This is a genomic window from Streptomyces sp. NPDC049837 (assembly GCF_040674455.1).
In the GTDB taxonomy this organism is placed as follows: domain Bacteria; phylum Actinomycetota; class Actinomycetes; order Streptomycetales; family Streptomycetaceae; genus Streptomyces.
This window is the reverse complement of the sequence record NZ_JBFAMP010000032.1, coordinates 1-2,003: the sequence shown is the minus strand read 5'-3', so window position 1 is coordinate 2,003 and position 2,003 is coordinate 1. Positions and strand designations below refer to the sequence as shown.

The window sequence follows — 2,003 nt, the reverse complement described above, 5'->3', positions numbered from 1 at the left end:
ATGTCCTTGTTGCCGGTCGTGGTGATGAAGATGTCGGCGGTCTCGACGACGTCGTCGAGGGTGGTGACCTGGTAGCCGTCCATCGCCGCCTGGAGGGCGCAGATCGGGTCGATCTCGGTGACGATGACCCGGGCACCCTGGCCACGGAGGGACTCGGCGCAGCCCTTGCCGACGTCGCCGTAGCCGAGGACGACGGCGGTCTTGCCGCCGATGAGGACGTCGGTGGCTCGGTTGATGCCGTCGACCAGCGAGTGGCGGCAGCCGTACTTGTTGTCGAACTTCGACTTGGTGACGGCGTCGTTGACGTTGATCGCGGGGAAGAGCAGAGCGCCTTCGCGGTGCATCTCGTAGAGGCGGTGGACACCGGTGGTGGTCTCCTCCGTGACGCCACGGATGCCGGCGGCGAGCTCGGTCCACTTCAGGGACGTACGGCCGAGCAGCTCCAGTACGACGCGGAACTCGTCGTTGTCGGCCGTGGAGGGGTCCGGCACGGCGCCGGCCTTCTCGTACTCGACGCCCTTGTGGACGAGGAGGGTGGCGTCACCGCCGTCGTCCAGGATCATGTTCGGGCCCGCGTGGCCCGGCCAGGTCAGGGCCTGCTCGGTGCACCACCAGTACTCCTCCAGCGTCTCGCCCTTCCAGGCGAAGACCGGGATGCCGGCGGCGGCGATGGCGGCGGCGGCGTGGTCCTGGGTGGAGAAGATGTTGCAGGAGACCCAGCGGACCTGGGCGCCCAGGGCGACCAGCGTCTCGATCAGGACGGCCGTCTGGACCGTCATGTGCAGCGAGCCGGTGATGCGGGCGCCGGCGAGCGGCTGGGCCTCGGCGAACTCCTCGCGGATCGCCATCAGGCCCGGCATCTCGTGCTCGGCGAGGGTGATCTCCTTGCGGCCGAACTCGGCCAGGGAGAGGTCCGCGACCTTGAAGTCCGTGAAGTCAGCGGGCGGCTGCGAGGACATGTGCACTCCTTGAGTTCTGGATGTTCTGGTGGATCTCGAGCGTCGCGGTGGACCGGTTGAGCGTGATGTAGTGCAGGCCCGGGGCGCCTTCGGCGAGCAGCCGGTCGGCCATGGCCGTGGCGTGCTCCACGCCGATGCGGTGGCCGGCCGCCGGGTTGTCCCGGGCGGCGTCCAGGCGCCGGGCGAGGCCGGCGGGGAAGGTGGCGTGGGACAGCTCGGCGAAGCGGCTGATCTGGCGTACGTCGGTGGCCGGCATGATCTCCGGGATGATCGGGGTGTCGCAGCCCGCCGCCGCGACCCGGTCGCGCAGCCGCAGGTAGTCCTCGACGTCGAAGAACATCTGGGTGATGGCGTAGTCCGCGCCGGCCCGGCACTTGGCCACGAAGTGCCGGATGTCGCTCTCCCAGTCCGGCGAGCGCGGGTGCCGCTCGGGGAAGGCCGCGACGCCGACGCTGAAGTCCCCCAGCTCCCGCACCAGCGACACCAGCTCGTGGGCGTGGGTGAAGCCGTGCGGGTGGGCCGTCCAGGGTGCGTTGGGGTCGCCGGGCGGGTCACCGCGCAGAGCGAGGACGTCCCGTACGCCCGCGTCGGCGTACTGGCCGATGATGCGGCGCAGCTCGGCGGTGGAGTGGCCCACGGCGGTCAGGTGCGCGACCGGACGCAGTGTCGTCTCGGCGGCGATCCGCTGGGTCACCTCGATCGTACGGTCCCGGGAGGAGCCTCCCGCGCCGTAGGTGACCGAGACGAACGTCGGGGCCAGCGGCTCGATCCGGCGGATCGCCCGCCACAGGGTCCGGGTCCCCGCCTCGGTCCTGGGCGGGAAGAACTCGAACGAGAACGAGGGCGTGCCCGTGGCGAGGATGTCGCGCAGGGTGGTCATGACCGGCGGCCTCCCGCGTTGAAGTAGCTCGCTTCGGGGTGGTGGATGACGATGGCGTCGGTGGACTGTTCGGGGTGGAGCTGGAACTCCTCGGAGAGGTGCACCCCGATCCGCTCCGGCCGGAGCAGGTCGGCGATCTTGGCGCGGTCCTCCAGGTCCGGGCA

The 2,003-nt window shown here is 70.5% G+C and carries 3 protein-coding genes; all 3 read right to left on the bottom strand.

What is annotated here, in order from left to right:
• The coding region (locus AB0J57_RS34805) for an adenosylhomocysteinase (protein ID WP_366132426.1) at nt 1-959 on the bottom strand (959 nt) is incomplete at its 3' end.
• Complete coding sequence (gene metF / locus AB0J57_RS34800; RefSeq protein WP_366132425.1) at nt 937-1,839, bottom strand: methylenetetrahydrofolate reductase [NAD(P)H]; 903 nt, start codon at nt 1,837-1,839, stop codon at nt 937-939. The genes metF and AB0J57_RS34805, both read right to left, overlap by 23 nt.
• The gene (locus tag AB0J57_RS34795) at nt 1,836-1,943 is read right to left on the bottom strand and encodes a hypothetical protein (RefSeq protein ID WP_366132427.1); all 108 of its coding nucleotides are present in this window, start codon (nt 1,941-1,943) and stop codon (nt 1,836-1,838) included. The genes metF and AB0J57_RS34795 overlap by 4 nt, the downstream gene beginning before the upstream one ends.
• Nucleotides 1,944-2,003: the final 60 nt, after the last annotated feature.